This window comes from Rothia mucilaginosa (assembly GCF_049990865.1).
GTDB lineage: Bacteria > Actinomycetota > Actinomycetes > Actinomycetales > Micrococcaceae > Rothia > Rothia mucilaginosa_I.
Genome location: NZ_CP188231.1, coordinates 435,427 through 458,359, shown reverse-complemented (window position 1 = coordinate 458,359; position 22,933 = coordinate 435,427). Strand labels below are relative to the sequence as shown.

Here is a 22,933-nt window from a genome sequence, read left to right as displayed (position 1 = left end):
GCACCATCACGGTACGGGGTTCTTTCTATTCAAAATCTTAGGTGGCGTCCACGTCGAAGGGGGCGTATGCGCCTCGCGGAAGAGCACGGCTCTCCGACTTTTCCTTCTCCTTCAGCAGCGCCTCTTCACGTTCCCTTGCCTCACGCTCACGTTCGGCGTCGTCCTCAGCGAATGCCTGCTTCACAATCACGCGCGGATCGTACTGGCGGGGGTCGTACTGGCGCCAGTTAATATCTTCCAGACCCGTCTCGCCCAGGGCTTCCTTGAAGTCGTCCTTCGCGTCGAACGCCATGCGGCGCACCATCTTGACGAATTCACGAATCTGTCGGGCGTATTCGGGCATGCGTTCGGGACCAATCACCACGAACGTGATGATGGCCAAAATAATCAACTCGGTGCCACTAATACCAAACACAGAATATAGATTATCAGTTCCGAGCCAGCACCGCCGAACCCGCGGCGCTTTCTGGACGTGTCTTTAAGCTCTGGACAAGCAGAAGGCGTACGCTACAGCACCGCGGAGGGGTATTGCGCCCACGGCTAAGAGCACCACAACAGCGGTTTACGGCGGGTAATCCCCACCGCCGGGGAGCTGCTTCCAATGCCACAGCCAGCCCACCCAGCCCCACTGCGTGCATGCACCCGCCACCAGCAACGCCCAACGATACGCCCGCGAACGGCTCGCCGCCGCCACCACAATCACCAGCGGGAACAACGGCAACAACAGACGGAACGTCGACGACTGCGGATTCAAAAACAGAATCAAATACGCAAAATAGCTCAGACACCACAGGTTCAGCGGAGTCGCCAAAACCCTACGCGCCAACGGGCTCAAACACAGAGCAATAAAGCCCAAAATCAGCAGGGTCAGCAGCACCGGAGCCGCATACCCAAAGTACAGGTAACCCTGCGAAAGCCACGGCTGAATCGGCGCCAAATGGGTGCCGCGCCACGCCGTCTCCGTGGCGGTGTACGCATCCACACGGCCCGTAGCCCACCACGCAATCGCAGGCCACACCAGCGCACACGCACACACTACCAGGGCGCTCACCAGCTGCCCCAGATGACGCACAAACGCCGTACCCATACCCGACTGGCGGCTCGAACGAACCCAGCATGCAAACCACCACAGGCCGGCAGCCGCGCCCAGGGGCACGCCCACCGGGCGGGACAGGCACGCCAACGCAGCCACAGGAACCAGCAGACCGTAGCGTCCCTGAACCAGGCACAGCAGGGCACCGGCAAGGAACACCAGGTTCAGCGACTCCGCATACGGCACCTGAAGCACCGGCGCCACCGGCAAGAAGGATACCAACGCCACAGCCCACATGGACAGCGCAGAAGGCGACTCCTCACTGGTGAAACCGGTCGCCTTCAACGACGCCTCAAACAGCAGGTAAATCACCCACGCCGCCGCGAAACCGGCAAGTAGAGCAACCGTCGCCGCCACCGGGTAATACCCGATGCCCGTCGCATGGCTAATAGCACCGGAAAGCTGCGGGAAAATCGGGTAAAAAGCCCACTGATTCTGTTGAACCACACCCGCCGCGTTCACCGGCAGCTCACTCGGGTAGCCCTCCTTCGCAATCTGCTCATACCAGCCGGCATCCCAGGTGCTGATGAACGACAAATAATCCAGGTGCTGACCCCACGGACCGTGCAGCTGCTGCTGACCGACCACGGCAAACACGATGAAGCCCCACACGCGGGACAGTCCATAGATCAGTAGCACCGACAGCCACGCGGGCAGGGCACGCAGACGCGCCCCCACCCGGTGCAGACGCTCACCGGCGACGGTGTACGCCCAGGTCAGAAGCTCGTCAAAAGACTCGCTCTGCTCCTTCGCGGAGGAGGTGCGAGGGGCAGAGTCAGCGGCGGAGTTAGCGCGGGCGGGCGGGACAGGATTAGTGTGCTGAGAAGGAACACTCACCGACGCTAGCTCCCCTCAGCCGCCGAAGACGCACCCTCAGCCTGCGGGTTCTTCCGCTTCTCCACAAACTCGTGAGCGCTCAGAGTGCTCTCCGCATCATCAGCCAGCGGAACCGCACCGCGGCGAACCGGCTCAGCGGCAGCCACGTTAGCATCAGCGGATTCTGCGGTCGGCGCGGCAGAAGAATCCTTCGCACCGTGCACATTCTCACGTGCCTTCTCGTCCTCGGAAGCGCCGAAGAAACGAACCGCAGTCGTCAAATCCTCCACGCGGTCAAAGGTACCCAAACCGTCACGGCCCACACCGCTAAAGAACGCGGCACCGGGCACGGCACGCTCACCGCCGAGCGCCACAATGGAGAGCGCCGTAATGCCCACAATCAGCAGGGCAAGCAGAATCAGAAGAAAGTTCATGTCAATCTCATATCATGCAGGACCGTCAACCCCTGACGGTCACCTAAATTCAAATAGTAGCGCCAGCACCGGCAGAATCAGCACTGTGACTAGTCCTCGTCGCGGTCGCTGAGCAGCCAGGCACGCAAATCCGCGTGGCAGCGGGTCAGCTGGCTAAAGCTCACGTGCTCATTATCGGTGTGTGCCAGCAGTGCGTCACCGGGGCCGAAGTTCACGGCGGGAATACCGATCTCGCTCAGGCGCGCCACGTCCGTCCAGCCGTACTTCGGCTGAGGTTCCTCACCCACCGCCTCAATGAGAGAAGCAGCCAGCGGGGTGTCCAGGCCGGGGCGTGCCGCCGGGGAAAGATCCACAAAATCCAGCTCATATCCGGCGAAGACCTCACGCACGTGGGCGACCGCCTCATCCAGGGTCTTATCGGGCGCGAACCGGTAGTTCACGTGCATTGCCGCCGCATCAGGAATCACGTTACCGGCAACGCCACCAGAAATCTGCACCGCATTCAGGCCCTCACGGTAATCCAGACCCTCCACGGCAATGGTTTTCGGCTCGTAGGAGGCGAGCGCCGCCAACGCCGGTGCCAGGGCGTGAATCGCGTTCTCGCCGCGCCAGGCGCGTCCCGAGTGGGCGGCGAGGCCGCGGGTGCGCACGAAGAAACGCATGGTGCCGTTGCAGCCGCCCTCAATGGTGCCGTTGGTCGGTTCGAGTAGCACACCGAAGTCTGCGTCGGTGATGAGTTCGCCGTGGTTGCGGATCAGACGCGCCAGGCCGGAGAGTTCGCTGGCGACCTCTTCGTTGTCGTAGAAGATGTAGGTCAGGTTGTAGTCGGTGTCCTGCGCAGTCAGCTCGGCGGCAAGCTTCAGCTGAACCGCCACGCCGCCCTTCATATCGGTGGCACCGCGGCCGTAGAGCACGCTGTGACCGTCCTCTTCACGCACCGTGGACGGCACAGTACCCAGGGAGCCTTCAACGGTGGGCAGGGGCACGGTGTCCAGGTGACCGGCAAGGATAATGCGGGTACGCTCCCCCTCAGCACTCTCCCCCTCAGCCCCCTCCCTTTCAGCGCCGGGCAGCGGCGGGAATTCGGTGCGGGCAATGATGGCGTCCCCGTCACGGGTCAGGTGCAGGTGCGGGCAGAACGACAGCGCCGTGTACACGGCGTCAGCAATCGTTCGTTCGTTACCGGAAACCGACTCGTAATCCAGTAGGGCACGGGTCAGCTCGGGCATGGAGACGTCCAGGTTCAGCGGTGGCTGCGGAACCTCGTGAGGATCAGAATTATTGGGGGAAAGGCTCATCCTTCCACCTTACAGGTTCGCCCGCGCACACAACGCCCACATCGAGCATTTGAGACGGTCTTGAATGGACGCCAAGCCCCAAAACTATAATGGAAGGCATGTCTGAAAACACTCCCCGTTACGCCTCCGGCGTTGCACTGGTCAATGTTGTTGTCTCTGGCGAGCACGCCGGCACCGTCCTAGATGCCTGGTTCCCCGCGCCCTCCCTCACCCAGACCCCCGACCTGTCCATCGCGGACGAGCTGGAGGACCTGGTCGCTGAGCACCCGGCGCGCAATGCCCGCACCGAGGTGCGTACCGCCTCCATCAACCTGGATGAGGCACCCGAAGACGCTCTGGACGCGTACCTGCGTCTGCACCTGCTCTCGCACACCCTGGTTCGCCCCAATGAGCTGAACCTGGACGGCCTGTTCGGCACCCTGGCGAATGTTGCGTGGACTAACCACGGCCCGGTGCTTGCCGCCGAGTTCCAGAAGCTTGCGATTGGTCTGCGCAAGCTGGGCCACCTGAGCGTGAGCCACATTGATAAGTTCCCCCGCCTGGTGGATTACGTGGTTCCCGCCGGCGTGCGTATTGGTGACGGTGACCGCCTGCGCCTGGGTGCGCACCTGGCGTCCGGCACGACCGTGATGCACGAGGGCTTCGTGAACTTCAACGCCGGTACCCTGGGCACCTCCATGGTTGAGGGCCGTATTTCTCAGGGCGTTGTGGTGGGCGACGGCTCGGATGTGGGTGGCGGCGCCTCCACGATGGGCACTCTCTCCGGTGGCGGCACTCAGCGCGTGTCCATTGGTGAGCGTTCTCTACTGGGTGCGGAGTCCGGTATCGGTATTGCCCTGGGTGATGACTGCGTGGTTGAGGCTGGCCTGTACGTGACCGCTGGTTCGCGCGTGAGCGTTCTGCTGCCGGGTCAAGAGGCGCGCGTGGTGAAGGCTGCGGAGCTGTCCGGTGTGTCGAACCTGCTGTTCCGCCGTAACTCGATCAGCGGCGCGATTGAGGTTCTGCCGCGTGCGAAGAACACCGTGGAGCTGAACGAGGCCCTGCACCTGAACTAGTCTGTACCTGGACTAGTGGTTGCCCTTGCGAATTTTAGGGGTCGGCCATGAACTTTAGGGGTCGGGATGTGTGAAGCATCCCGGCCCCTTTTTATGCTCTTTATTCCCTCTCCGCCGCTCTCATAGGCTGGGCGCGGATCCACAGCGGCTACGATGACCATTTTCAGGGCGGGCCGCTCGAGCTTTCGCTAGGCTTGTAGTACCGGGTACCGCGCACCCGCCACTGCAGGCGACCATTGCAAGCGATAGGTACCGTTCAGAGAGGAGCCCCCCATGCCCGAAGCCACAGCGTCCGAATCAACAGCGCCCGAATCAGCAGCGTCCGAATCCACAGCACCCGAGCCGACGATGAGCGAAACCTACCGGCACTTCACGCGCCTCTTCCCCTACTCGCACGAGCGTATTCCGATGGGCACTGCGGCTACTGATGCCATGGCCCGTTACGATGAGCTGGCTAAGCTGGGACGCGCGGAGGGGTTCGTCCCCTTCTTCCTGAACCTGAACGATACGGTGCTTGAAAGCATGGTCATTGCGGTGTCCCTTGAGCACGACATCATTGACGATGTTGAGACGCTGACCCTCGAGCAGGTGAGTGCCTACACTCGTGCTGTCCTGCAGCGTTACCGTACCGCCCGAGGCGGCGCCTCCGCCGAAGAGTACGGCAGCACCGCGATTGCCCAGCAGCTACGCAGGGTTACCGATGACGGCGAAAATGCTCACGAGGACGGCTTGGACGAGTTCAATCTCAATGAGCTTGTTGACGAGTTTATGAGCTCCGATTTTCTGCCCGATGAGGAGCCCGAAGATGACGCCCCGATTCTTTCTGCTCTGCTCTGCTACGAGCTCTTGGATGAGGAGCAGGGCGAGATGCTCCTGCTACAGATTCCGACCGATGACCCCGCCGATATTCCCGCGTACTTGCCCTTCGGCGGCTGGAATGACTGCCCGAACGCCGAAACGCAGCTGGCGTTCACCCACTATTGGCGTGAAAAGTACGGCGCAATCCCGGCGGCTCTTGACAATGCTGATTGCCTGGAATTTCTGGTGGAACGCCCCGTTGCCGATCCATTGGAGGCGAAGAAGCTGGCGGTCGAGCAGTTCGCGTTCTGTTCCGATCTTCCGTTCCAGGTGTTTGAGGATTTTGAGCAGCTGACGGAGTTTATTCACCAGAGCCGCCAGTGGTATTTCTGGTGGGATTAGAGGTCGGCTCAGAAATCAACTGAGAGGCGGGTTCAGATTGCGGGTGGGGGCGAGTGTCGACACACCTAAATAGCGCCTCCCACGTGCTCACACCAGAGTGCACAAGCGCACAGTGTCCCGCAGTACTTACGCCCCGTGCACGGCTGTACTATTAGATACAGCTCAACAGCTTTTGTCCCCCATCCGGAGCACTTTTTCCGGATATATAAAGCCCGAAAGGACATCATGAAGGTACTCGTTACCGGCGGCGCCGGCTACATCGGCTCCCACACTGTACTTGAACTGCTCAAGGCAGGTCACGACGTCGTCGTCATGGATAACCTTGCAAACTCTTCCGAGGAGTCCCTCAAGCGCGTCGCTGAACTCGCTGGCCGCGCCCCCGAGTTCCACAAGGTTGACCTGCTCGACCTCGAAGGCATGAAGGCTCTTTTCAAGCAGGTTCGCCCCGACGCTGTGATTCACTTTGCGGGTCTGAAGGCTGTGGGCGAGTCCGCAGAGAAGCCGCTGTGGTACTACCAGACCAACGTGGCTGGCACCCTGAACCTGCTGTACGCAATGGATGAGGCTGACTGCCACTCCATCGTGTTCTCCTCCTCCGCTACCGTGTACGGCGAGCCCGAGTCCATGCCTCTGATTGAGAAGATGAACATGGATGCGCAGTCCTGCTACGGCCGCACCAAGGAGCACATCGAGGACATGCTGGTCGACCTGGCTGCGTCCGACTCCAAGTGGAACATCGCTCTGCTGCGTTACTTCAACCCCGTTGGTGCGCACGAGTCCGGCCGTATCGGTGAGGACCCGGCGGGCATCCCGAACAACCTGGTGCCCTTCATTGCGCAGGTTGCTGTGGGTCGCCGCGAGCACCTGAACGTCTTCGGTAACGACTACCCGACCGTTGACGGTACCGGCGTGCGCGACTACATCCACGTGGTTGACCTGGCTGACGGCCACCTGAAGGCGCTGGATTACATTACCCAGCACGGCGGTCTGCACACCTGGAACCTGGGTACCGGTAACGGCTACTCGGTTCTGCAGGTTCTGCACGCGTTCGAGGAGGCTTGCGGTAAGGAGCTGCCGTACAAGATTGTGGATCGTCGTCCCGGTGACGTTGCGGTCTCTTACGCTGATCCTTCCTCTGCTCTGGCGGATCTGGGTTGGAGCGCTAGCCGCGACATTAAGACCATGGTTCGCGACCACTGGAACTGGCAGAAGAACAACCCCAACGGTTACGAAGCCTAAGCTGTTTTAGCCCCTTGTGAGGGGTGTTGAAGAGTGCCCGATAGGTGTTATCTCACCTATCGGGCACTCTTGTGCGCTTCGGGCTAGGTAGCTACCGGAGCTGTACCCCTACCGGAACTGTAGCCCAGCCGGGAGCTACCCGACGGCAACGTTACTTAGATGCAGATGCCTTCAGACGCTCAGCAGCCTTCGCCACCGCCTCGTCGGAGGCGGTCAGGGCGATACGCACGTAGCCTTCGCCGTCCTCGCCGTAGAACACGCCGGGGCCAGCAATAATACCCAACTCCGCCAGGCGGCCAATCGAATCCCAGGTGGACTCGCCGAAAGTGGTCCACAGGTACAGGCCAGCCTCAGAATTCTCAATGCGACCACCGGCGGCGATAATCGCCTCCTCCAGCACCTCGCGGCGGGCACGGTACAGGTCCTTCTGCGCCGCCACATGCGCCTCATCAGCCAGCGCCACCATCATGGCGGCCTGCACGGGGGCGGGCACAATCATGCCGGCGTGCTTGCGGCTATTAATCAGGTTCGGCATCAGCTCCGGGGCACCGGCAATGAACGCGGCACGGTAACCGGCGAGGTTCGACTGCTTCGACAGCGAGTACACGGCAAACAGACCGGTGAAGTCACCATCGCACACGCGAGAATCCAGGATGGACGGCACCGGCTGACCGCCGCGCGCCTCATCCCAAGCACCCCAGCCGAGCTCCGCGTAGCACTCATCGGACGCCACCACGGCACCAATTTCACGCGCCTGCGCTACAATCTCACGCAGCTGCTCCACGGTACGCACCACGCCGTTCGGATTCGCCGGGGAGTTCACCCAAATCAGCTTCACACGGCTGCGGGTATCAGCATCCAACTCGTCCAGGCTGTCGGCGGGCACAGACTCGGCGCGGGCAAAACGGGCACCCATATCGTAGGTGGGGTACGCAACGCGCGGGTACACGACCACATCGCCCGGGCCCAGGCCCAGCAGGAACGGCAGCCACGCCACGAGCTCCTTCGAACCGACCGTGGGCATGATCGCGTCCGGGTTCAGACCGGTCACGCCGCGGCGGCGCGCAAACCACTCGGCAATAGCCTCACGCAGGGCGGGGGTGCCGTGAGTGGTCGGGTAGCCGGGTGCGTCGGAGGCAGCCGCCAGCGCCTCACGAATGTTCTGCGGGGTAGGGTCGACCGGGGTGCCGATGGACAGGTCCACCGGACCGTCCGGGTGGGCGGCGGCGGTTGCGCGGTAGGGGGCGAGCGCCTCCCAGGGGTATTCGGGCAGGTTCAGGCCGTAAGTCATTGTGTCACCTGGTTGCTTGGGAATAGTTTTTGTCATTTTAGTCTAGCGCCCGGGCGCTTCTGTGCCTATGGCAAGAGCCTCCATTCCAGCGCCTAGACGGTGCCTGGGCACCGGGTGCTAGATGGAGGCTCTTGGCACCCGTGAGCGGGTGCGATTAGTCTATGCGGTTGTAGCTATTACTCGCCGCTTTGGGTTACGCGCCGCAGGCTACTACTCACCACGAGGGGGCAGCGCCGCAATGAAGGGCACGTCCTTGCCGGTGGGGCCGAGCTTTGCTGCGCCACCGGGGGAACCCAGGTCGTCGAAGAAGTCTGCGTTGGCGCTGACGTATTCGGTCCACTCTTCGGGGACGTCGTCTTCGTAGTAGATTGCTTCTACGGGGCAGACGGGCTCGCAGGCGCCGCAGTCCACGCACTCATCCGGGTGGATGTAGAGGGTACGATCACCTTCGTAGATGCAGTCGACGGGGCATTCTTCAACGCATGCGCGGTCTTTGACATCCACGCAGGGAAGCGCGATTACGTAGGTCATTGGTGTGCCTTTCTACAAGCTGTTCGCCCCGTGCCCGCCGTTCTGCGGGTCGTCTGCTGCAGGGCAGAATCTACAGAGTAAACCGCCGAGTAGTTGGTACCCGGCGGGGAAGTCTGTGTATAGTCTATCGCGCACCGGCTGTTTAACCGTATTTTCGTGGTGTAGCAGACAGTACGCTTATGGGTTTGTGGGGGTATTTTTTAGGCTAGGCTGACCTGGTATTTCTTTGCGTTATTACTAGTCGAAAGGCTTTTAAAAATAAATTAAGCCAAAAATGAAATCTTCGTCACATGAATTTTTTGATGAAGTCGCCGCTATTTCCACCCCGCACAATTTACCGAATAACGCATACATTTTCTTTCCTATTGCCCTCTACCCTGCGGGCTGAGAAGACCGTAGCGGCGCAAGCACCCACAACAGCATTCCCAAAAACAGCAGGAGGGGCGCCCCGGCTAATCGGAGCACCCCTCCCTGATGTTATGACGTAGTGATAGGCTTCAGACTACTTCTTGGCGCCTACTTCTCGGCGCCTACTTCTTGGTGCGAGCACGCTGATGCGCCGCACGCGGCGAGAAATACTGCGCGTCCTTCACGCGAGCGCGCGTGTACACGAGCATACCCAGCATCGCCGCGACCGGGGCGCCGAACCACCACAGGGCACCGTACAGGCCAATCGCCGAATGGCCCGGATTCACCAGAACAAACGGCGAATCGGGGCGACCGTAACCGAGCACGTACACGGTCACGAACACAGCAACAGCCACAACAGCCGCAGCGTAGCCGCGACGCAAGGACAGGGCACACCACAGGGCGGTGAAGAAAACCGTCAGGTACGCGACCAGCAAGCCGAGGGGCAGGGCGGTATCCCCCGCGTACACGACCCAGGCGTGATAAATCGACCCGGCGATACCGGCAAAAATACCCAGAATCGAGCCGGTCAGCAGGCTCGACACCAGGCCCGCCTCCTGCGGCTTCGGGTGCACGGTCGCGGTCGGGTCACCGTCGAGCACACGGAAAGTCTCCACGGCAGAAATTTTCTGCGGCACCTTATTCGAGTACTCAAAAGTCTTCTCGTCCACGACCGTAATCTGGGTGCGGTGCGCCTCCATTGCCTTACGCTTGGCGGTGCCGTCACCGTAAATGGCGGCCTGCAGACGCTGATCAGCCGCGTCGAACTCACCCTCAATACCCCAGGTGAGAATCGGGCGGTCCTCGTCACCGTCAAGGATCTGCAGGGCACGGCGCACAATCTCGTACACGCGCACGTGGTCGGGGTGGCCGTAGCCGCCGTCCGAATCGTAGGTGACCAGAACATCGGGGGTGAGGGCGCGGATAGCGGCAACCAGTGCCTGAGCCTGCGGTTCCAGCGGCTGCGCGGTCAACGAATCCTCCGCCGCCACCGGGTTGGCAACGGGCTTACCCTCCGGGCCCCACGCCATGCCGGAGTCACGGTACAGCGGCAGCGCACCCTCAGCGACAGCGGGCTCCTGCCCCAGGAAGAACTGCTTCTTCACACCCAACGCCTTAACAGCGCCGGCAAGCTCACCGGTACGGTACTCGCCCAGCGCCTCACCGTTATCACGGCAGCCGGGCTTACCGACCTCCAGGTGGTGCAGCTCCTCGGGGATGACCTCGCCCAGCTCACCGCGGGTAGCCGTCAGCAGGTACACCTCCGCGCCCTTCTGCGCGTAGTACGCCATGGTCGCGCCGGTCGAGGAGGTTTCGTCGTCCGGGTGTGCATGCACAAACAAGATGCGTGCCTTCTTCGCATCGTAGTTATTCGGCAGCAGGTCACGGCGCGAGCCGGGAGCGATGCGCTCACCCTGCGTGGGGTAGCTGGGGGTCGCAGAATCAGGCTGAGTGTTCTCGGTTTCAGACACAGGCTTTCCCTCTCATACGCAGGGTTGGGTTTCTTGGATGGTCAAAGCGCGCCGGCAATTTACATCGTTGAGCGGCAGAGGTGAGCAGCGGATAAGTGCCACCACCGTGCAGGCGCATTATTTTATCTTACACACTCGCATGTGCAGCGCGGGGTGTTCGGGCTTTTCAGAAGCGGTTTTTGGAGGTGGTTTTCGGCAGAAAGCAAAAGCGCTCGACTCTCCTCGCCCCTCCCCCATTGCCCCGCCATTATGTCCCGAACGAATCCGGGCGGTTAAACAGCGCCGCCGCTACCTCCTCTTCAGAAGGTAGCGGCGGCGCTTGGTCAACCACAGCTACTGGGCAACGACAGCGCGGGTAACCACAGCGCGGGTAACCACAGCGCGGGCAGCCGCGGCGCTTGGGTAACGACAGCACCCGCTACAGCAGGTTAGTCGCTAACGCGCTAATAGTCGCGCTGTATTAGTCGTTCGCACGGGCGCGGCGACGGAACTCGCGGACACGCTCGTTGGAATCCAGGATGACCTTACGAATACGAATCGCCTCGGGGGTCACCTCAACGCACTCGTCTTCGCGAGCGAATTCCAGGCACTCTTCCAGGGTCAGCTTCTTCGGCGGGGTCAGGTTTTCGAAGTTGTCCGCGGTCGAAGAACGCATGTTGGTCAGCTTCTTTTCCTTGGTGATATTAACTTCCATGTCGTCTGCACGGGAGTTCATACCAACAATCATGCCCTCGTACACCTCAGAGGTGGGCTCCACGAAGAAGGTGCCGCGCTCCTGCAGGTTAATCATCGCGTAGGGGGTCACCACGCCGGCACGGTCAGCAATCAGCGAACCGTTGGTGCGGTACTCAATGTCGCCAGCCCAGGGCTCGTGCTCAATCGAGTAGGAGGAAGAAATACCGGCACCGCGGGTCTCAGTCAGGAACTGGGTGCGGAAACCAATCAGACCACGTGCGGGAACAGCGAACTCCATACGGACCCAGCCGGTACCGTGGTTCGCCATGTTCTCCATGCGGCCCTTACGCGCAGCCATCAGCTGGGTAACAGCGCCCAGGTACTCCTCGGGCACGTCAATGATCATGTGCTCCATGGGCTCGTAGACCTTACCGTCGATGGTCTTGGTAACCACCTGGGGCTTACCCACGGTCAGCTCGAAGCCCTCACGGCGCATCTGCTCCACGAGGATAGCCAGGGCGAGCTCGCCACGGCCCTGAACTTCCCACGCGTCCGGACGCTGGGTGGGCAGAACCTTGATGGACACGTTACCGATCAGCTCGCGGTCCAGGCGGTCCTTCACCTGACGTGCGGTGACCTTTGCGCCCTTGACGCGGCCAGCCAGCGGGGAGGTGTTAATACCGATGGTCATGGAGATCGCGGGATCGTCCACCTTGATCAGCGGCAGGGGCTTGGGGTTCTCAGCGTCGGTGAGGGTTTCACCAATGGTGATGTCCTCAATACCAGCCACTGCGACGATCTCGCCGGGGCCAGCGGACTCTGCGGGAACACGCTCGAGAGCCTTGGTCGCCAGCAGCTCGGAGATGCGGACGTTCTTGATTTCACCGTCGTGACGTGCCCACGCAACGGTCTGGCCCTTCTTCAGGGTGCCGTTGAAGATACGGACCAGTGCCAGACGGCCCAGGAACGGGGAGGAGTCCAGGTTGGTCACGTGTGCCTGCAGAACCTCGTTGGGATCGTAGGTGGGGGCGGGCACGTGCTCGATGATGGTCTTGAACAGCGGCTCAAGGTCGTCGTTGTCGGGCAGCTGGCCGTCTACGGGCTGGTTCAGGGATGCAGCGCCAGCCTTACCGGATGCGTACACCACCGGAACGTTCAGCACAGCGTCCAGGTCCAGGTCGGGAACCTCGTCCGCCAGGTCAGATGCCAGACCGAGCAGCAGGTCCATGGACTCGCCAACAACCTCGTCAATACGGGAGTCGGGGCGGTCAACCTTGTTCACCACGAGGATCACGGGCAGCTTAGCAGCCAGTGCCTTACGCAGCACGAAGCGGGTCTGGGGCAGCGGACCTTCGGATGCGTCCACGAGCAGCACAACGCCGTCAACCATGGACAGGCCGCGCTCCACCTCGCCACCGAAGTCGGCGTGGCCGGGGGTGTCAATAACGTTAATGGTGATGGTCTCACCGTTGGCGGAAGGGCCGTTGTAGAACACGGTGGTGTTCTTCGCCAGAATGGTGATGCCCTTTTCCTTTTCGAGGTCGCCGGAGTCCATGACTCGGTCTTCAACATCTGCGTGGGCAGAGAAGGCGTTGGTCTGCTGCAGCATCGCGTCGACGATGGTGGTCTTGCCGTGGTCAACGTGTGCCACGATGGCCACATTGCGAAGGTCGGGGCGCGAAGCGGTGTTTTCAGACATGCGTTAAGTTTCTCGCTTAAATCTAGGGGATAGTCTCGCCAACGGGTGCGCGCTAGAAGGCGCAGGGGTCACGGGGCAGTACCTTCAGATAGGTATCTGGGGGTGTTTTGCCGGTTTGAGTGTTTGCCGGTGAACCCGCTCTGCGATGAGAGCGTTTCCGGGCACGCCAAAACGGACCCCCCTCCGTTGGGCTTAGCTACCAGTGTATCACTAGGGCTTTTCTGCGAGCCACTCATCAATCATGCGGCGGGCGACGGCGTTCGTGCCGGGCAACTCCAGCTTGGCGGGGTCGTCCTCGTCGCTGTTGCCGCGCTCCTCCGAAATAGCAATCGCCTCACGCAGCTCAGCGGCGGTGAACCAGCGTGCGGCACGAATCTCACCGTCGTGATGGATGATGGGTTCATTCTCATCCACATGCACCCGGTAGCAAATCATGAGCGAACGAGGGAAAGGCCACACGTCACTCATGCGGTACTCGGTGCTGAGAGTGTGCAGGCCGGTTTCTTCGTAGACTTCGCGGGCAATTGCCTCTTCGAGGTTTTCGCCGGGGTCAACGAATCCGGCAATGAGGGCAAAACGGTTGGGGTGCCACTGGCGGTTATTCGCCAATAGCACGCGCTCGCCGTCACGGCTGGCCACCAGCGCCATGACGGCGGGTTCGATGCGGGGGAACACCATCTCGCCGGAGACGGTGCGGCGGATACCTTTGGAGCCGAGGGCCGCCTCCTCGCCGCTGTATGCGGAGTAGCGCATGTCGATGAGGTAGTCGCGGCGTGCCAGGGCGGTGGCGTAGTGGGCGCGGCCCTCCGGATCCTCGTGGACCGGGTAGTAGCGGAAACCACTGGTGGAGGCGCGCACCCGAGGGTTGTTCAGGTCGGCGGCGACCTGTGTGAGGGTTTCGTCCTCGCAGTAGAGCACATGCACCTGCGCCCCGATATTCTTCTGGGCGTCAGCATCGTAGGCGGCGGGGCGGATGACGCTGCGCGCAAGGATCGCCTCTTCGGTCAGCGGCTCGGCAGCATCGTGACCGGTCAGGTAGTGCAGGGTTCCGTCATCGTTGAGTAGGGTTTCCCCTTCGCGGGAAATGAGCAGGTAGCGCTGCGCGTGAGTGTCAGCGGGCGTGTGTTCAGGTGAAGAAGTCATGGATTTTACTCTACATCTTGCCACTGCAAGGCCCACAATAGCGTGCCGGGTTCCGATTTTTTCGCCGTATCGTCCCATATCACCCCCGAAAGAGGTGACAGAGGCACCCGAAAATAAGAGAATGGAACTATGACTACTTCTATTGACCCTACGACCACCTCCGCGTGGTCTGCTCTGTCCGCTCATCACAAGTCCCTCACTCCGAACCTGCGTGAATGGTTTGCCGCTGACCCGGAACGTGCGCAGAAGTTCAGCTTCACCGCCGACGAATTGCACGTCGACCTTTCCAAGAACCTGATTACCTCCGAAACCGTCGAGCTGCTGCTCAAGCTCGCTGAAGAGGTCAAGCTGGAGCAGGCCCGCGAGGCAATGTTCTCCGGCGAGCACATTAACGTCACCGAGGACCGCGCCGTACTGCACACCGCACTGCGCCGCCCCGAGGGCTACACCCCGGCGCTGACCGTTGACGGCCAGGACGTAGACGCAGACGTTCACGCCGTGCTGAAGAAGATCTACGCATTCGCCGATCGCGTGCGCAACGGCGAATGGACCGGCATCACCGGCAAGCGCATCGAGACCGTTGTGAACATCGGTATCGGTGGCTCCGACCTGGGCCCGGTCATGGTGTACGAGGCTCTCAAGCCCTACGCAGATGCAGGCATCACCGCACGCTTCATCTCCAACATTGACCCGACCGATGTGGCTGAGAAGGTCTCCGACCTGGATCCCGAGACCACCCTGTTCATCGTCGCATCCAAGACTTTCGGCACCCTGGAGACCCTGACCAACGCGCGCGTGGCACGCGAGTGGTTGCTTTCCGCCCTGGCTGAGGCTGGCGCTCTGGAAGGTAAGGAAGCGTCCGAGGCTGTGGCTAAGCACTTCGTGGCTGTCTCCACCGCACTGGACAAGGTTGCAGCATTCGGCATTGACCCCGAGAACGCTTTCGGCTTCTGGGACTGGGTTGGCGGCCGCTACTCCGTAGACTCCGCAATCGGCACCTCCCTGGCAATCGTGTTCGGCCCGAAGGTTTTCGCTGAATTCCTCGCCGGCTTCCACGCAATGGATGAGCACTTCCGCACCGCTCCCCTGGCTCAGAACGTGCCCGTTCTGATGGGTCTGCTGAACATCTGGAACGTGAACTTCCTCGGCGCAGAGACCCACGCGGTTCTGCCCTACGACCAGTACCTGCACCGCTTCCCCGCGTACCTGCAGCAGCTGACCATGGAGTCCAACGGCAAGTCCGTTCGCGCGGACGGCTCCTTCGTCACCTACGACACCGGTGAGGTCTTCTGGGGTGAGCCCGGCACCAACGGCCAGCACGCTTTCTACCAGCTGATCCATCAGGGTACCCGCCTGATTCCCGCGGACTTCCTTGCCTTCGCAAACCCGGTCCACCCGACCAAGGACGGCGAGCAGGACGTTCACGAGCTGTTCCTGGCTAACTTCTTCGCGCAGTCTCAGGCTCTCGCCTTCGGCAAGACCGAGGAAGAGGTTCGTGCAGAGGGCACCGCAGAGCACGTGGTCAACGCACGTATCTTCAGCGGTAACCGCCCCTCTACCTCCATCATGGCGCCGCGCCTGACCCCGCGCGTTCTGGGCTCCCTGATTGCCCTGTACGAGCACATCACCTTCGTTCAGGGTGTTGTTTGGGGTATTGATTCCTTCGACCAGTGGGGTGTTGAGCTCGGTAAGAAGCTGGCGCTGGACCTGGTTCCCGCTATTGAGGGTGACCGTGAGGTTCTGGCTCGTCAGGATTCTTCGACTGCTTCGCTGATTGACTACTACCTGAAGAACCGCACCAAGTAGTAGCTTGAGCCTGCATGTGCCGGTTTTATAGCCCGGCTGTGTAGAGTCAGCACAAATTAGCTCAGCATAAATACGCAAACCGCCGGATAGGCTCCCACTTAGGGAGGCTATCCGGCGGTTTTGTTATATGGGTTTTAGCTCAATACCGTGCTGTTAGTTCACTGCAGGCAGGGTGTCGGAGGCGATCTCGGCAATAATGCGCACCACGGTGGATTCGGGCAGCTGCGGGATGCCCTGCTCGTCACGTACTACGCCACCGGCGTCGCGGTGAGCGGTCATGCCGGTGCTTTCGGTGGGCTCTTCGCCGTCGGCGCAGGTTGCGGGAACGTGCACGAATCCGGCGGGGATGCTCAAGCCCAGCTCGCGGCTGATGCGCTGGCCCTCGTAGAACACGTGGTTGCACACGTAGGTTCCGGCGGTGTACGAAATCTCGACCGGCTCCCCCGCCGCGCGCAGGCGTTCAAAGCTGGCGCGCACCGGCAGGGAGGAGAAGTACGCCTCCTGACCGCCGGGGGTGATTAGCTCATCGCAGCGCTGGTCGCCGTCGTTATCTTCAATACCGGCGGAGTCCAGGTTGATAGCGACCTGTTCGAGGCTGACCGCGTCGCGGCCAACCGCCACGCCCAGGCTGATGAGCGCGTCGGGCTGCACATCTTGCAGGGCGGTGCGCAGAGCGGTGCTGGAACCGTCGTAGCTGACGGGCAGCTCGCGGGTGATGACGTGCAAATCCGGGCGTATCTGAGCCAGCAGACGCTGGGCACCTTCGGCGAGCGCCACGGTGGGGTTCACGGGCACGCCGGGGAAGGCTCCGAAGAAGGTCAGCAGCAGGGTGCGTGCCTGGTTGGGGGTGGTTGCCATAGTCAATCTCGTTTCCTGCGTTGGTTTTATGCAGTGTTGGCTTTATTCAGCAGTGTTCTTTTCGGCGGCGCGGCGCTCCAGGTCCTTGGCGAGCGCATCCAGCAGCTCTTCGGGGGTGGTGGCGATGATGAGCTCGTCCAGGTAGCGTTCGTTGAGCAGGCCGGTGGACGCCATGTAGTGCATGGCGTCGATGAGCTTGTCCCAGTAGCCGTTGACGTTCAGCAAGGCGACCGGCTTGGAGTGAATATCGAGGAACTGCCAGCTGAAAACTTCAAAGAATTCTTCGAGGGTGCCGGGGCCGCCGGGCATGGCGACGAACGCGTCAGCCTTGTCGATCATGGCGATTTTGCGCTGGTGCATGGTGTCCACGATTTCGAGGGTGGTCTGGCCGGGGTACACGCCTTCCAGGCCAACTAGCTTGTGGGTGACCACGCCGTAGACCACGCCGCCAGCGTCCAGGGTTGCGCCCGCGACGGTGCCCATGAGGCCGGTGCGGCCGCCGCCGTACACCACGCCGATATTGTTCTGGGCGCAGAGGGTGCCGAGCTCCTGGGCGCGGGTGGTGAAGAGCGGGTCGTTGCCGGAGCGTGCACCGCAGTAGACGGCAAGGTTGTAGTTGGTCTTCTTCATGGTTCTCCTTGGGGTGTATGGGGGGGGCGGAGTGGAGCGCCTCTATGCGTTCTACCCGCGATAGATGTTGTTGTGTTGAGGGTACCGGATGCACCTGTGTACCTCATGTGTGCCACCCGCCAGTTCAGGGTCGTGCGCTGGGGGCGCGTATTGGGCGCTGTGGTTACGAGCGCGGTGGTTACGGTAGCGGGGTACGCGCCAGCAGCGGGAAAATCTGCTCGGTATTCAGCGGTGCCTGTGCGACAGAATCGGAGGGGCTACTCATGGCGGGGTCAACCCAGCGCAGCTCAGCGATTTCTGCCTGCGGCACCAGCGTAGCCAGCTGTTCGTGTTGCTCGTCGGTGGGTGCGTACTCGTAGGTTTCGGCGCGTACCGTAAAGCCCGCCTCGTTCAGTGCCGCCGCTTCGAGGAGTCCGCGGTGGTGCATCCGGGTGGGGTCGGGGGTGAGTCCGATTTCTTCGCTCACTTCGCGGCAGGCGGTCTGTAGCGGGGTCTCCCCCGGTTCGGGTTTGCCGCCGGGCATCATGAACCCCTCGCTGCCCTGCTTGCGCACGGTGAGTACGAGCCCATCCCGGTTGCGGATTGCTACAGCGCACACGTTCACGACGCGGCGTGTGCTGTCGATGGCGCTGTGCTCAGTAGCGCTGTGCTCAGTAGCGCTGTGCTCGGTGGGCTGGGCTGCTTCTACTCGGTTCTGTGGGTTCTTCTGCGTGGGCATCTTTCTACCCTAGCATTTCCGTATCCTCCACCCGGCGCAGTGCGTGTTTGTCTTATTAATCCGCCCTATTGTGCTCCCTGTAGGCGTTGGTTTTATGTAATATTTCGGCGAGTTATCTTATGTCCGGTTCATGCGTTTAGGCGCGTGTTACGGTGTATTTAACCGCGATGTCGCGGTACCGTATACGCACTCGACTTGGCGCGATACAGGAAGAGTGCGGATCACTCAATCACCCGTGTAGAAGGAACTTCATGATGGCTAACTCTTCTCGTTCCCGCCGCTACGGTAGCGCTGGCGCTTCTGTTCTTCTTGCCGCGTCGTTGAGCCTGTGCGCTCTGCCTTCTGTTGCAGCGGCTAATACCCCGGATCCGGTTAACCCGCCGGTTATTACGGTCTACAACTACAAGGTTGAGACCAATACCCGTAAGCTGAAGACCGCCCTGCGTCTGAACAAGATTACGCTCAAGGCGACGAAGCTGCCCGCGAAAACCACTGCTTTTTCCCCGGCCTTGCATGAGGCAAACCATAGGGGTTTCCCGTTCCTGAACCCGATCCAGACGGTGCACGTTGCGGGCCCGTTCAAGGATGGTACAGCTACTGCGACCCACTACGTTCCTGGAGAATTGATTGACCCGGCGAAGAACTACAGCTTCGTCGCCAATATCGCCGTTGATGGCCATTATTCGGGCGGCAAGGTGCTGAGCATGGACGTTGTGAAGGATAGCGCCGCACCGGTTCTTCAGGTGGATTCGCCGCGCTTGAACACCAAGGGTGAGACTGTGTTGAAGGTGCGCGGTACCGGCTACACCGGTGAGGCGACCCCGCACGGTGTGCGCGTGGTGGTGTCTGATACGAATGTGTGGGTTCCCGGTCGTTTTCCTCAGACGGGTATGCGCTTCGTGGCCGAGGTGACCGTACCTGCTTCGCAGATTCACAACGGTGCTTTTGAGACGGAGGTGAAGGTTCCGGCGGATGTCGCGGCGACGCTGAATACCTCTCACAAGTACATTGCGGGCACCATGGCGGCTGGCGTTCAGGGTGCTGAGTACGGCTCGTTTGATGCTCAGAAGCCTCTTGAGCTTTTCGCGCAGGAGCCCGTGGTGTCTGCGGTTCCGACTGATGCGCCGACGGTGGCACCCCTGCCTGAGGCAACTATCGGCGTGAACCCCACTGACGCACCGACCGTAGCTCCCCTGCCTGAGGCAACCGTGGGCGTGAACCCGACCGATGCACCCACCGTAGCACCCCTGCCCGAAGCAACCATCGGTGTAAACCCGACCGACGCACCGACCGTAGCTCCCCTGCCCGAAGCAACCGTGGGCGTAAACCCGACCGATGCGCCGACCGTAGCGCCCTTGCCTGAGGCAACTATCGGCGTGAACCCGACTGACGCACCCACCGTCCCGGCGCTGCCGGAAGCGACCGTGGGCGTAAACCCGACCGATGCGCCCACCGTGGCACCCCTACCGGAAGCAACCGTGGGTGTGAACCCCACTGACGCGCCCACCGTGGCACCCCTGCCCGAAGCAACCATTGGCGTAAACCCGACCGATGCACCCACCGTGGCACCCCTACCGGAAGCAACCGTGGGCGTAAACCCGACTGATGCACCCACCGTCCCCGCGCTGCCGGAAGCAACGGTCGCTCCGGCGTCGGTTGCCGATAAGACCCCCAACGCTGACAAGCTGGAGGACGCGACCGTGGCGCATCCCAAGAGTAAGCCCGCTCAGAGCAATCCCGCTCAGGAGGCTCCGGTGACCGCCGCTCAATCGGCTAAGGACAACCTGGCAAAGGACAGCCTCGCTAAGGATCAACCGGTTCAGGAGAGCAGCCCCAAGAAGGCTACCCTGGCGAACACCGGCGCATCCAGCGTTGGCGTGATTGTTGGCATTGGCGTTGCCGCAATCTGCGCGGGTCTGGGTCTGAGCGTTCTGCGCTCGCGCCGCCACTCCTAAGAGCTGCAGGGCATACGGACTAGCTCACCCGTGCGGAATAAACTGCGGATAGCAAAGAGCCGCCGGCTCCCCTCAGCAAGGGGAACCGGCGGCTCTTTACGTATCAGCTCATTCAATCAGCTGGCACAGGCGTTATCAGCTGGCGTTCGCGTTACTTCGAAGTCTTCACCTCAATGCCGCTCACGTCAATCTGCTCCAGCGGAATGATGCGGTCACGAGTGACCACGCGGTGTACCAGCCAGACCGCAATAATCACGGGCAGACCAATGTAGGAGCTGAGCACGCCAGCCCAGTCACCGCTCAGGAACGCCTCGTAGTTCTGGCCACCAATAACGACCAGGCACATGAGGAAGGCGATAATCGGGCCCGCGGGGAAGAACGGCGCCACGTAGGGCAGGTCCTTCAGGCTGTTGCCCTGCTTCAGGTATGCGCGGCGGAAACGGTAGTGAGCCACGGCGATACCCACCCAGGTGATGAAGCCAGCCAGACCGGACACGTTCACCAGCCACAGGTACGCGCCATCCGGCGAGAGCAGCGCGGCGATGAAGCCGATTGCACCGATAGCTGCGGTTGCCAGCAGCGCGTTCATGGGCACGCCGCCGGAGTTGATGTGGGTGAACATCTTCGGTGCCTTACCCTCCTGGGCGAGTGCGAAGAGCATACGAGCCGAAACGTACAGGCCCGAGTTACCTGCAGAGAGCACGGCGGAGAGGATCACGGCGTTCATAATGGCTGCCGCGAAGGCGATGCCCGCACGCTCGAAGATGAGGGTGAACGGGGAGATGTTGATGTTGCCGTCCGCTGCGGTGAGCAGGTTCGGGTCGGAGTAAGGAATCAGGAAGCCGATGACGACCATCGCACCGATGTAGAAGAGCATGATGCGCCAGAACACGCTGGTCAGTGCGCGGGGCACGTCGCGGCGGGGGTTCTCAGATTCGCCGGCAGCCACACCAATCATTTCGGTGCCCTGGAAGGAGAAGCCTGCCACCATGAAGATGGCGAGTACGGCGGGGGCGCCGCCGACGAAGGGTGCCTCACCGACGGTCCAGTTGGAGACGCCCGGGGAGCTACCGCCCAGGATGCCGAAGATCATAGCGATACCTGCGATGAGGAAGACGACCACGGTGACGACCTTGATGGTTGCGAGCCAGAATTCGCTTTCGCCGTAGGAGCGTGCCGAGAGGGCGTTAATGCCGGTCAGCAGCACAAGGAATCCTGCCGCCCACACCCAGGATGGGATGTCCGGGAACCAGTACCTCATCACCTCGCCGACGGCGACGAGCTCGGCGGCGACGGTAATCGCCCAGTTGAACCAGTAGTTCCAGCCCATGGCGAAGCCGAAGGACGGGGACACGTAGCGTGCCGCGTAGGTCTGGAATGCGCCGGGGACGGGCAGGTGCGCGGCCATCTCGCCGAGGGACTGCATGAGGAAGAGCACCATGATGCCGATGAGGGCGTAGGCGAGGATTGCGCCGCCGGGGCCTGCGGTGGAGATGGTCTTGCCGGAGGCGACGAAGAGGCCGGTGCCGATTGCGCCGCCGATTGCGATCATCTGCATGTGGCGGGCGGAGAGGCCTCGCTTCAGTTCACCCTCTGCGGGGGTGGCTTCCGATGCAGCGCCGGAAGTCTCTGTAGGCTGTGCCATGTCAGGTCTTCTTTCTGAGGCTATTGCTTCGTGCGTTTGCTAGCGGTCTAGTCTGGTGTCCAGTCTAGTCGTGCTGTGCGTAGTGCCGCCGAAGGTTTGGCCTGCGGTCAAGAAATTCTTCAATCATAAGGATTTCTTACGTACCGTAAGTTTTTCTAATCTGAGGGTCAATCCTACCCGCTTTTCAAGCTCTTTTCCACCCAAAACCACAAAAACACAGAAAAACCCTCCCGCACCGTCTCATCACAAGCGGTACGGGAGGGTCCCATATCAGGCTAGTTCGCCCAGGTTTTCAGCTCACCCGGCTTTAGTCAGCCAGGTTGTGGAACGAAACGTTCGTGGGGTGCTCCACGGTACGGGAAACGGTGCAGTCCTTCTGCTCGCTGAGCTGAATCAGACGGTCCACCATCTTCTGCGCCTTGGCGCCCTGCTCATCCTCAGGGAATCGCACATCAAAGTCCACCTCAACGTCGTCGAGGCGCACCGCGCCGTCTTCGTTCTGCTTCAGCGCCGAGGCGAGCACCTCAAACACCTCGGGGGTGGCGCGACGGGAGGTGCCCGCGTCCACGTCCACGGAGGAGCAGCCGGCAATTGCGGCAAGCAGCAGCTCGACGGGGGTCAGCAGCCCCTCACCCACACCGAAGTCGAGGGTTGCGCCGTTGGCACCGTAGGCACGGTAGCGCAGGCGGTCGATGCGCTCGATCTTGGTCTGGCGGTAGTTGTCGAGTTCGCGGCGTTCCTGCTGGCGCGAGTACACCTTCTTCTGCTCTTCTGCGGTGTTCTGGGAGGCGTTCTGATCAGCCATTGAGGTTCCTTTCGGGGTGCCCTTTCGGGTGGTTCTTTGTTTAGTGTCATTCACTATAAGCGTGTTTCTCATATTTTATTCCCGGACTCTTTTTCTCGTCGGTCAACCGGCCGCTCCTATACACTGGAAAGCCGCGGCGGGCGTTGTTTTGACCCGCGCACA

General features: G+C 61.4%; 19 protein-coding genes. 5 read left to right on the top strand and 14 right to left on the bottom strand.

Features of this window, described 5'->3' with window-relative positions; genetic code table 11:
- Positions 1-37: 37 nt before the first annotated feature.
- The 4 genes from ACP3RB_RS01965 to dapE all read right to left on the bottom strand — a co-directional run bounded on the left by ACP3RB_RS01965 (position 38) and on the right by dapE (position 3,641).
- The gene (locus ACP3RB_RS01965; RefSeq protein WP_303968341.1) at positions 38-415 is read right to left on the bottom strand and encodes a twin-arginine translocase TatA/TatE family subunit; all 378 of its coding nucleotides are present in this window, start codon (positions 413-415) and stop codon (positions 38-40) included.
- Between the two features lie 147 nt (positions 416-562).
- Entirely contained in the window at positions 563-1,930 is a 1,368-nt protein-coding gene (locus ACP3RB_RS01960; protein WP_426699277.1) for a hypothetical protein, read from the bottom strand.
- 5 nt (positions 1,931-1,935) lie between these two features.
- The gene (locus ACP3RB_RS01955) at positions 1,936-2,343 is read right to left on the bottom strand and encodes a taurine ABC transporter substrate-binding protein (protein WP_426699276.1); all 408 of its coding nucleotides are present in this window, start codon (positions 2,341-2,343) and stop codon (positions 1,936-1,938) included.
- A gap of 89 nt (positions 2,344-2,432) precedes the next feature.
- Complete coding sequence (gene dapE / locus ACP3RB_RS01950; protein WP_426699275.1) at positions 2,433-3,641, bottom strand: succinyl-diaminopimelate desuccinylase; 1,209 nt, start codon at positions 3,639-3,641, stop codon at positions 2,433-2,435.
- An 89-nt stretch (positions 3,642-3,730) separates the two neighbouring features.
- Here dapE and dapD point away from each other — a divergent pair, with 89 nt between their 5' ends.
- From dapD to galE, 3 genes are all read left to right on the top strand, one after another.
- Entirely contained in the window at positions 3,731-4,696 is a 966-nt protein-coding gene (dapD, locus tag ACP3RB_RS01945; RefSeq protein WP_311649140.1) for a 2,3,4,5-tetrahydropyridine-2,6-dicarboxylate N-succinyltransferase, read from the top strand.
- A gap of 273 nt (positions 4,697-4,969) precedes the next feature.
- Entirely contained in the window at positions 4,970-5,896 is a 927-nt protein-coding gene (locus ACP3RB_RS01940; protein ID WP_426699274.1) for a DUF4253 domain-containing protein, read from the top strand.
- Positions 5,897-6,121: 225 nt separating this feature from the next.
- Entirely contained in the window at positions 6,122-7,135 is a 1,014-nt protein-coding gene (galE, locus tag ACP3RB_RS01935; RefSeq protein ID WP_049341848.1) for a UDP-glucose 4-epimerase GalE, read from the top strand.
- Positions 7,136-7,286: 151 nt separating this feature from the next.
- Here galE and dapC read toward each other — a convergent pair whose 3' ends face one another.
- From dapC to ACP3RB_RS01910, 5 genes are all read right to left on the bottom strand, one after another.
- Complete coding sequence (gene dapC, locus ACP3RB_RS01930; protein ID WP_426699273.1) at positions 7,287-8,426, bottom strand: succinyldiaminopimelate transaminase; 1,140 nt, start codon at positions 8,424-8,426, stop codon at positions 7,287-7,289.
- 210 nt (positions 8,427-8,636) lie between these two features.
- Positions 8,637-8,957 (bottom strand): ferredoxin, encoded by a 321-nt coding sequence (fdxA, locus tag ACP3RB_RS01925; RefSeq protein WP_303980118.1) that lies wholly within the window; start codon positions 8,955-8,957, stop codon positions 8,637-8,639.
- Positions 8,958-9,487: 530 nt separating this feature from the next.
- On the bottom strand, positions 9,488-10,837 hold the full coding sequence (locus ACP3RB_RS01920; protein WP_426699272.1) for a PIG-L family deacetylase: 1,350 nt from the start codon (positions 10,835-10,837) through the stop codon (positions 9,488-9,490).
- Between the two features lie 460 nt (positions 10,838-11,297).
- Positions 11,298-13,211, bottom strand: coding sequence for a translational GTPase TypA (typA, locus tag ACP3RB_RS01915; protein ID WP_426699271.1), 1,914 nt, complete (start codon positions 13,209-13,211; stop codon positions 11,298-11,300).
- 210 nt (positions 13,212-13,421) lie between these two features.
- Entirely contained in the window at positions 13,422-14,354 is a 933-nt protein-coding gene (locus ACP3RB_RS01910) for an NAD(+) diphosphatase (RefSeq protein WP_426699270.1), read from the bottom strand.
- Between the two features lie 129 nt (positions 14,355-14,483).
- Here ACP3RB_RS01910 and pgi point away from each other — a divergent pair, with 129 nt between their 5' ends.
- The gene (pgi, locus tag ACP3RB_RS01905) at positions 14,484-16,160 is read left to right on the top strand and encodes a glucose-6-phosphate isomerase (protein WP_426699269.1); all 1,677 of its coding nucleotides are present in this window, start codon (positions 14,484-14,486) and stop codon (positions 16,158-16,160) included.
- Between the two features lie 153 nt (positions 16,161-16,313).
- On the opposite strand, the gene ACP3RB_RS01900 is transcribed toward pgi, so the two are convergent.
- From ACP3RB_RS01900 to ACP3RB_RS01890, 3 genes are all read right to left on the bottom strand, one after another.
- Positions 16,314-17,018 (bottom strand): pyroglutamyl-peptidase I, encoded by a 705-nt coding sequence (locus ACP3RB_RS01900; RefSeq protein ID WP_426699268.1) that lies wholly within the window; start codon positions 17,016-17,018, stop codon positions 16,314-16,316.
- Positions 17,019-17,060: 42 nt separating this feature from the next.
- Positions 17,061-17,648 carry a TIGR00730 family Rossman fold protein gene (locus ACP3RB_RS01895; protein WP_426699267.1) on the bottom strand — a complete coding sequence of 196 codons (588 nt, stop codon included), beginning with the start codon at positions 17,646-17,648 and terminating at the stop codon, positions 17,061-17,063.
- Between the two features lie 178 nt (positions 17,649-17,826).
- Complete coding sequence (locus tag ACP3RB_RS01890) at positions 17,827-18,366, bottom strand: NUDIX hydrolase (RefSeq protein WP_426699266.1); 540 nt, start codon at positions 18,364-18,366, stop codon at positions 17,827-17,829.
- A gap of 251 nt (positions 18,367-18,617) precedes the next feature.
- Here ACP3RB_RS01890 and ACP3RB_RS01885 point away from each other — a divergent pair, with 251 nt between their 5' ends.
- Positions 18,618-20,321, top strand: a complete 1,704-nt coding sequence (locus ACP3RB_RS01885; protein ID WP_426699265.1) for a hypothetical protein — start codon at positions 18,618-18,620, stop codon at positions 20,319-20,321.
- Between the two features lie 151 nt (positions 20,322-20,472).
- Here the strand turns inward: ACP3RB_RS01885 and ACP3RB_RS01880 are convergent, their stop codons facing one another.
- Both ACP3RB_RS01880 and ACP3RB_RS01875 read right to left on the bottom strand, forming a co-directional pair.
- Positions 20,473-21,966 carry an amino acid permease gene (locus ACP3RB_RS01880; RefSeq protein ID WP_426699264.1) on the bottom strand — a complete coding sequence of 498 codons (1,494 nt, stop codon included), beginning with the start codon at positions 21,964-21,966 and terminating at the stop codon, positions 20,473-20,475.
- 307 nt (positions 21,967-22,273) lie between these two features.
- Positions 22,274-22,771 carry an OsmC family protein gene (locus tag ACP3RB_RS01875; RefSeq protein WP_311474125.1) on the bottom strand — a complete coding sequence of 166 codons (498 nt, stop codon included), beginning with the start codon at positions 22,769-22,771 and terminating at the stop codon, positions 22,274-22,276.
- Between the last annotated feature and the right edge of the window lie 162 nt (positions 22,772-22,933).

Coding starts and splice junctions, on each gene's coding strand:
- ACP3RB_RS01955 (WP_426699276.1), bottom strand. CDS start 2,343: ATGAACTTTCTTCTGATTCTGCTTGCCCTGCTGATTGTGGGCATTACG.
- dapE (WP_426699275.1), bottom strand. CDS start 3,641: ATGAGCCTTTCCCCCAATAATTCTGATCCTCACGAGGTTCCGCAGCCA.
- dapD (WP_311649140.1), top strand. CDS start 3,731: ATGGAAGGCATGTCTGAAAACACTCCCCGTTACGCCTCCGGCGTTGCA.
- ACP3RB_RS01940 (WP_426699274.1), top strand. CDS start 4,970: ATGCCCGAAGCCACAGCGTCCGAATCAACAGCGCCCGAATCAGCAGCG.
- galE (WP_049341848.1), top strand. CDS start 6,122: ATGAAGGTACTCGTTACCGGCGGCGCCGGCTACATCGGCTCCCACACT.
- dapC (WP_426699273.1), bottom strand. CDS start 8,426: ATGACTTACGGCCTGAACCTGCCCGAATACCCCTGGGAGGCGCTCGCC.
- fdxA (WP_303980118.1), bottom strand. CDS start 8,957: ATGACCTACGTAATCGCGCTTCCCTGCGTGGATGTCAAAGACCGCGCA.
- typA (WP_426699271.1), bottom strand. CDS start 13,211: ATGTCTGAAAACACCGCTTCGCGCCCCGACCTTCGCAATGTGGCCATC.
- ACP3RB_RS01910 (WP_426699270.1), bottom strand. CDS start 14,354: ATGACTTCTTCACCTGAACACACGCCCGCTGACACTCACGCGCAGCGC.
- pgi (WP_426699269.1), top strand. CDS start 14,484: ATGACTACTTCTATTGACCCTACGACCACCTCCGCGTGGTCTGCTCTG.
- ACP3RB_RS01900 (WP_426699268.1), bottom strand. CDS start 17,018: ATGGCAACCACCCCCAACCAGGCACGCACCCTGCTGCTGACCTTCTTC.
- ACP3RB_RS01895 (WP_426699267.1), bottom strand. CDS start 17,648: ATGAAGAAGACCAACTACAACCTTGCCGTCTACTGCGGTGCACGCTCC.
- ACP3RB_RS01890 (WP_426699266.1), bottom strand. CDS start 18,366: ATGCCCACGCAGAAGAACCCACAGAACCGAGTAGAAGCAGCCCAGCCC.
- ACP3RB_RS01885 (WP_426699265.1), top strand. CDS start 18,618: ATGATGGCTAACTCTTCTCGTTCCCGCCGCTACGGTAGCGCTGGCGCT.
- ACP3RB_RS01880 (WP_426699264.1), bottom strand. CDS start 21,966: ATGGCACAGCCTACAGAGACTTCCGGCGCTGCATCGGAAGCCACCCCC.
- ACP3RB_RS01875 (WP_311474125.1), bottom strand. CDS start 22,771: ATGGCTGATCAGAACGCCTCCCAGAACACCGCAGAAGAGCAGAAGAAG.